Source organism: Moorena sp. SIO3I6 (genome assembly GCF_010672095.1).
This window is the reverse complement of sequence record NZ_JAAHHU010000277.1, coordinates 1-6,280: the sequence shown is the minus strand read 5'-3', so window position 1 is coordinate 6,280 and position 6,280 is coordinate 1. Positions and strand designations below refer to the sequence as shown.

At 45.0% G+C, this 6,280-nt stretch carries 5 protein-coding genes; 1 reads left to right on the top strand and 4 read right to left on the bottom strand.

Annotation, left to right across the window (positions count from 1 at the left end; translation table 11 throughout):
- The first annotated feature begins 468 nt into the window (after window positions 1-468).
- A complete protein-coding gene (locus tag F6K49_RS33925) occupies window positions 469-1,431 on the top strand; it encodes a hypothetical protein (protein ID WP_293103718.1) in 963 nt (320 codons plus the stop codon).
- A 101-nt stretch (window positions 1,432-1,532) separates the two neighbouring features.
- Here the strand turns inward: F6K49_RS33925 and lpxA are convergent, their stop codons facing one another.
- The 4 genes from lpxA to F6K49_RS33905 all read right to left on the bottom strand — a co-directional run.
- Window positions 1,533-2,327 (bottom strand): acyl-ACP--UDP-N-acetylglucosamine O-acyltransferase, encoded by a 795-nt coding sequence (gene lpxA, locus F6K49_RS33920; RefSeq protein WP_293103715.1) that lies wholly within the window; start codon window positions 2,325-2,327, stop codon window positions 1,533-1,535.
- Window positions 2,328-2,766: 439 nt separating this feature from the next.
- Entirely contained in the window at window positions 2,767-3,279 is a 513-nt protein-coding gene (gene fabZ, locus F6K49_RS33915; RefSeq protein WP_293026103.1) for a 3-hydroxyacyl-ACP dehydratase FabZ, read from the bottom strand.
- An 18-nt stretch (window positions 3,280-3,297) separates the two neighbouring features.
- Window positions 3,298-4,296: a UDP-3-O-acyl-N-acetylglucosamine deacetylase gene (locus tag F6K49_RS33910; RefSeq protein WP_293103713.1), complete on the bottom strand. Its 999-nt coding sequence runs from the start codon at window positions 4,294-4,296 to the stop codon at window positions 3,298-3,300.
- 142 nt (window positions 4,297-4,438) lie between these two features.
- The coding region (locus tag F6K49_RS33905; protein WP_293103710.1) for a BamA/TamA family outer membrane protein at window positions 4,439-6,280 on the bottom strand (1,842 nt) is incomplete at its 5' end.

Below are 6,280 nucleotides of genomic sequence, written 5' to 3'. Positions count from 1 at the left end.
CTGCAACATAGTATCAGTGCCCGGCGAAGGTAAACTGTCAGACATTTAAATTGTGAATAGGGGCGCTTTGGGGAGATGGGGAGATGGGGAGATGGGGAGATGGGGAGATGGGGAGATGGGGAGATGGGGAGATGGGGAGATGGTAGACCGGCTTGTGCACAAGTGGATTGACCGTTGGTCACGCTACGGGAACGGAAATTTAAGCTGATAGCTGATACGCGACACGCTGATAGCTGAATACTTACGATAGCTGAATGCTTACCAATTTTTTTTATATATTCACATAATATTCATTAAAAATATTTATTTAATTCATCCAAATTTCATAATTTTAAACTCACAATAAAGCAAAATAAAAACAAATGAAGAAAATCATTAGTGATTTGCGCTAATTACATCAAGGTAAAATCACAATCTTCATACTATAGGGTGCAATGAAAAATTAATTATTTTTTAGGGGAAATAAAGATGTCTACTAATTCCACTAACACAACAGTTCTGACCTTCGATCAACTGCCTTTTCAACCTGTTGATGACCTAAGTTTCATGGGGGTCACATTTGATTTCAAAGTAGATGGGGTAGATTCAACGGATGCCAATTATGGTTCCTTCGGTCCAGGATCAATTTCCTTTGTACAAGATCCGAGTTTGGAAGGTGATGCCGCCGGAATCCTAACCCTTGACTTTGATGCACCGGTTTCCGACCTTGAGTTTGGGGTGGCGCTGAGTACCTTTGCTACTCTCACACCTGGTTTTACAGTGGAACTGTTTGATGGCTCCACATTAATAAATGAGATCGAAGTTGATACTAGTTCACAGGTAACCTTTACCGAGGGTCTGTTCTCCCTTCCTGATAGTGATACACCAATAGACCGGGTTGTAATCGATTTCAATGATGCCGCTGCTTTCCGCTTCGCCCTTGACAACCTTAGCTTCGAGGAAGCTGGTGTTACTCTAATCGGTACTTCCAACAATGACAGCCTTGAAGGTGGCGGAGGTGACGATATTATCAAAGGGCTTAACAGTCAAGATACTCTTCGAGGCTTTGTTGGGGAAGACTACCTCGACGGTGGTGACGGTGACGATAAACTGTTTGGAGGGGACGGTCATGACACCCTCAAAGGTGGCAATGGTCAGGATACCCTCGAAGGCGGAGATGATGACGATACCCTGATCGGTGGCCCAGGAGATGACATTTTAACTGGTGGCAGTGGGCAAGATACCTTTGTCTTGTCAACAGTAGGCAAACTCACCATCACTGACTTTACCGATGGCGAAGATATGTTGAAGTTAGATGGTCTGACCTTTGGCCAGATTTCGATTGTTGGACAAAATGACGATACCTTAATCAACACCATCAATAATCAACCATTAGCTGTCTTGACTGGTGTAGATTCTGGTGACATTACAGAGGCAGATTTTGTGTTTTAATCTCCTGTTTTCTTAATTGAGAATCCCTAAAATCGGCTAGGAAAGGGTAAAGGTTAAAGGTAAAAGTAATTTGAAATAAACCTTAAAAACCTTTACCCTTTTCACCGACGACCAGGAATTAAACCCCGACGTCCTTCCATTAGAGACAGCTGCAAAAACTGATGCAGGTGCTCAACATGGGGGTTATCTGGTGGCAATTCCAGGGTTTGGAGGGCTTGAGTGAATGGTTCTCCTGAAAGATAGAGCTTCCGGAAGACATTTTTTAGCTGTCTAATCTCACCGGTTGTCAGTCCAGCCCGTTTAAGACCGATTAAGTTAAGCGATCGCACTCGGGATGGATTTCCTTCAACTAGCATATAGGGTGGAACATCCCGGTCAATGCGACTCATCCCACCCACCATAGCTAGACGTCCAATGTGGACAAATTGATGAATCCCCAAGACCCCACTAATTCTCACCTGGGACTCAATATAAACGTGACCTGCTATAGCAGTGCCATTAGCGATAATTACAGAATCTTCAATCACGCAATTGTGAGCAACATGACTATAAGCCATTAGCATATTGCCATTGCCAATTACGGTTGCTTCTCCCGCCCCGGTGGCTCGGTTAATGGTGACGTACTCTCGAATTAGATTATTATCACCAATTCTCACCCAGCTAGGAGCACCATCATACTTAAGGTCTTGGGGTTCCGAACCCAGTACTGCTCCTGGAAAGATTTGATTCCTGGCTCCGATCTCCATTGGTCCAGAAAGAACCACATGGGCACCAATGGTTGTTTCTGCGCCAACTTTCACATTATCTTCGATCACCGCGTAGGCACCAATCTGAACTGTCGGGTGTAGTTCAGCACCAGGATGGATAACAGCAGTAGGATGAATAAGTGTTGCCAATTTTCCAAACACCAAAGTGACCAATGACTAACAATACTGGCAGGTTAAAGGTTGCAGGTTGCAGGTTGCAGGTTGCAGGTTGCAGCTTTAAGGTTGCAGGTTGCAGGTTGCAGGTTGCAGGTTGCAGGTTAAAGGTTAAAGGTTGCAGGTTGAAGGTTGAAGGTTGAAAGATTAAGGTTGACTGTTGCCGGTTTAAGGGTTAATGTTTAGTGTTCCAGGTTTTAGTGCTAAAATAGAACATTAACGTTTAACCTCCAAAGCCAAGTATTTCAACAAAATAACCTACCCTGAACCGAAGGCCAAAGGCAAACAACTAAATAAACAACTAAATAACTTATGCGCTACGCGCACGCTACGCGAACAAGCAAATAACCTATCCTAAACCGAGGGGCAAAGGTGAACAACCCAATAACTTTCCTTTGCTCTTACTAATTATGTTTTAATCCACTATAGAAAACATAAGTTCGCCTTCTGCTGCTTTCTTACCATCAACAGTTGCAACTGAGTGCATCTTACCAAAACGACGGCGCTTGATGGACAACAGTTCCGCAGTCATCACCAGTTGATCTCCTGGCACTACGGGACGCCGAAAACGAACTTTGTCAATCCCTGCAAATACGAATAATCCATCAGGACTATCGGGCATTTGGGTTAATACAATCCCCCCAACCTGAGCCATAGCTTCGACTATCATCACCCCAGGCATCAACGGTCTTCCAGGAAAATGTCCTTGAAAAAAAGGTTCATTGAAGGTAACATTCTTGATACCTACAGCTCGTTTACCTGGAACATAGTCAATAATCCGATCAACTAATGCGAAAGGATACCGATGGGGGAGTAGTTTATGAATGTCTTCGACGGTTAGAACTGTTTTAGTCGATGAGTCATCATTGAGCTCCTGGGTACTTCCGGTAGAGTTATTTGGCGTGTTAACGTCAGTCAGTGTGGACATAAGCGTATTTTAATAGAATTACAGATTGCAGGTTAATTTATTAATTTTTAAAGGTTCAACCTTCTTTGTATTTAACTTGCAACCCATGCGTTCAGCCAGCTTTTTGGCAAGTTGGACATGGAGATGGTGGCTAGCTTTATAGGCGAGGATGTGAGCGACAGGAAAACGTCCTAATAAACTCAAATCCCCTACTAAGTCTAAAAGTTTATGACGCACTGGCTCATTTGAAAATCGTAAGGGGGGATTAACCCATCCCTGTTGACCACAAACCAGAGCATTGTCCAAGCTACCACCTTTAATTAAACCGCGATCGCGCAGCTGGTCAATTTGATCAGCCAAGCCAAAGGTACGAGCTGGTGCGATCGCATCAGCAAAATTGTCCTGTTCTGGAGTCCAACTATACCATTGTTTACCAATAGCTGGTAACGCAAAGTCAATGCCATAGGTCAATCGAGTTTTGGGTGCTGGTAGAGCCGTTACAAAGGCATCTCCGTGATAAACCGAGACTGGCTCGTTTAATACAAAAGGAATAGGTGTTCTTCCTGAGGCAGTTAGGAGGTGAGGGGGTGTTAGGGTACCTCGAACTTGTCCGGGGGTAAAACTATCGTATGGTTTACCGTCGATGCCTTGAACCCCTGCTGCTACTACTCCCACCTCCTGGATAGCTTCCAGCCAAACCTTCGCCGAACCATCTAAAAGAGGCACTTCTGGACCATCAATCTCAATTTGAGCATTATCCACACCACTACCAGCCAGTGCAGCTAAAAGGTGTTCCACAGTACGAACGGTAGCGTTTCCATACTGGGTTGATGTGGAGAGTTCCGTAGACAGTGTGGTACCTGAAACTGCATCTATGTTTGCTGGAATAACCGGTTTACCTGGTAGGTCAACCCGCACAAAATATCGCCCAACTCCCGCAGCTGCTGGTAGTACCCTTACGTAGGTTGAAATACCGCTGTGCAGTCCGACACCAGAGCGTTCAAACATACCAGCCAAGGTGTAATATACTGAAGACATGTTTTTTGGTCAAGTTTCTATCAATAAATTCAGGAAAATTGAAAATTGAAAATTGAAATTAACCAATCACAAATCCCAATTAACAATTCGCAATTAACCACTAACAATTCACAATTAACCACTAACAATTCACAATTAACAATTAAAACTTCTCTCCAATACCAAAGTGAAGACGACTGTCCCCTTCGGTATTCAAACCAAAGTCTACCCGAATCGGACCAAGTGGTGACTGCACTCTAACCCCAAGACCGTAACCGAGACCAGTACCGGGTAAATCTCTCTGCTCACCGGGTTCACCAGGAACAGAACCAGCAGAACCAAGGTCAGTGCCAGCGTCAACAAATAGAGCACCCCCTATGACTGAGAAAATTGGGAAGCGATATTCTGCCGTAGCCTGAAGGTAGCTACGTCCTGATGCTAGGTCTCCCTCAGCAAACCCCCGCACGGAGTTACTACCACCAACAATAAAAGCTTCATAGGGAGGTAAATCCCCCAAGATAGTGCCCCCTTGAATGTTAAAGGCAAGAGCCTGAGGTCCTTCGGTAAAGTTGGTGAATTCTACAGGGATATAGAAACTATAGCTACCTCTTAACCGATTCATTAAGATGCTGCCACTACCAATAGGAATAGATTGTTCCATGCCCAACCTGAGTAGGGAACCGTTAGTAGGTTGGGTTGTACTATTGCGTAAATCCCGCACTGCCCCTAACTGGACAGTAGTTAGGTCATCTTCACCACTGTCACTAAAGCTCAACAGTTCTCCATCTGTAGATTCAGGTCTAACATCCCCATCACTATCTTCAATGGCAACATGTTGATATTTCAAGCCTAGGGATGCTGTCCATTCTGACCGTTTAAATACATCTTGCGATAAAGGACGGCGAAAAGTCACTCCACCACCAGTGCGCACAATCCGGGGGCGGTCTCCATCATTATCATCATTAGGAACTTTAATATTATTCTCACCGCTGCCTCCATTAAAGACCAAGGAAATCGAGCGCCGTCGGAAAGCATTGACCGTGTAAGAAGTGCGGAAGGGGTCTCCTGCAATCCAAGGGTCTGTAAAGCTCAAATCGAACAATAGCTCTCGGGTTCCCAGCTGAAATTCTCCCCCTAAGGTCTGATTATTACCCCCTAGATTTTGCTGTTGATAGCTCACGGTACCAAAAAAACCACTGGCAGAACTCAGACCTGCACCAGCCGCAATCGAGCCACTACTCTTCTCAATCACATCTACTACTATCACCACCTGGCGTGGGTCAGTACCGGGTTCAAAGGAAAAGCGTACATCATCGAAAATCCCTAAACCAAAAACTCGCTGTAGGTCCCTTTGGGCTTTCTTGCGGTTAAATACACTACCGGATTTTAACTCCACCTCCCGGGTAATAATAAAGGGGCGAGTATTACCCCCAACCGGTTCTTCCTGGTCAGTCATTGATGGAAGTGGGTTGCCATTTTCATCTACAATCGGGTTACCATCTTCATCGAGAAAACGCACCTTGACAGCTTCAATCACCCCTTCTGCCACGACCAAGGTGACTGTGCCATCCGGTGTGACTTGCTCAGCATCAATCACTTGAGCTAGGTCATAACCTTCTTCCTTATACCAATCGTTTAATTTTTTGATTCCCTCTTGCAGGTCTCGCAGATTCAGGATTGAGCCATATTGCTCACTGAAGATTTCATTAATTTTTTCCTGGTTTACGATCCGTTGCCCTTCCCCTGGGGGTTCTGTTTTGACTGCAACCTGGCGCAGTACTGGGTTAGCTCTGACAATAAAGCTAATCCTAACTCCCAAGGGAGTATCTTCTGGCTGCACATCCACACTGGAAAAGAAACCTGTGGCAAAGATAGCATTCACATCTTCCTGAAGCTGAGAGCGGGTGGTTGCTCGTCCTGGTCGGGTTTTAATCACCCGATAAATTTCCTCTTCCAGTTGGGGAGGTGCGCCAGTAATCAAGACTTCTGCTACCAGTACTCGTAC

Coding starts and splice junctions, on each gene's coding strand:
- F6K49_RS33910 (WP_293103713.1), bottom strand. CDS start 4,296: ATGTCTTCAGTATATTACACCTTGGCTGGTATGTTTGAACGCTCTGGT.
- fabZ (WP_293026103.1), bottom strand. CDS start 3,279: ATGTCCACACTGACTGACGTTAACACGCCAAATAACTCTACCGGAAGT.
- F6K49_RS33925 (WP_293103718.1), top strand. CDS start 469: ATGTCTACTAATTCCACTAACACAACAGTTCTGACCTTCGATCAACTG.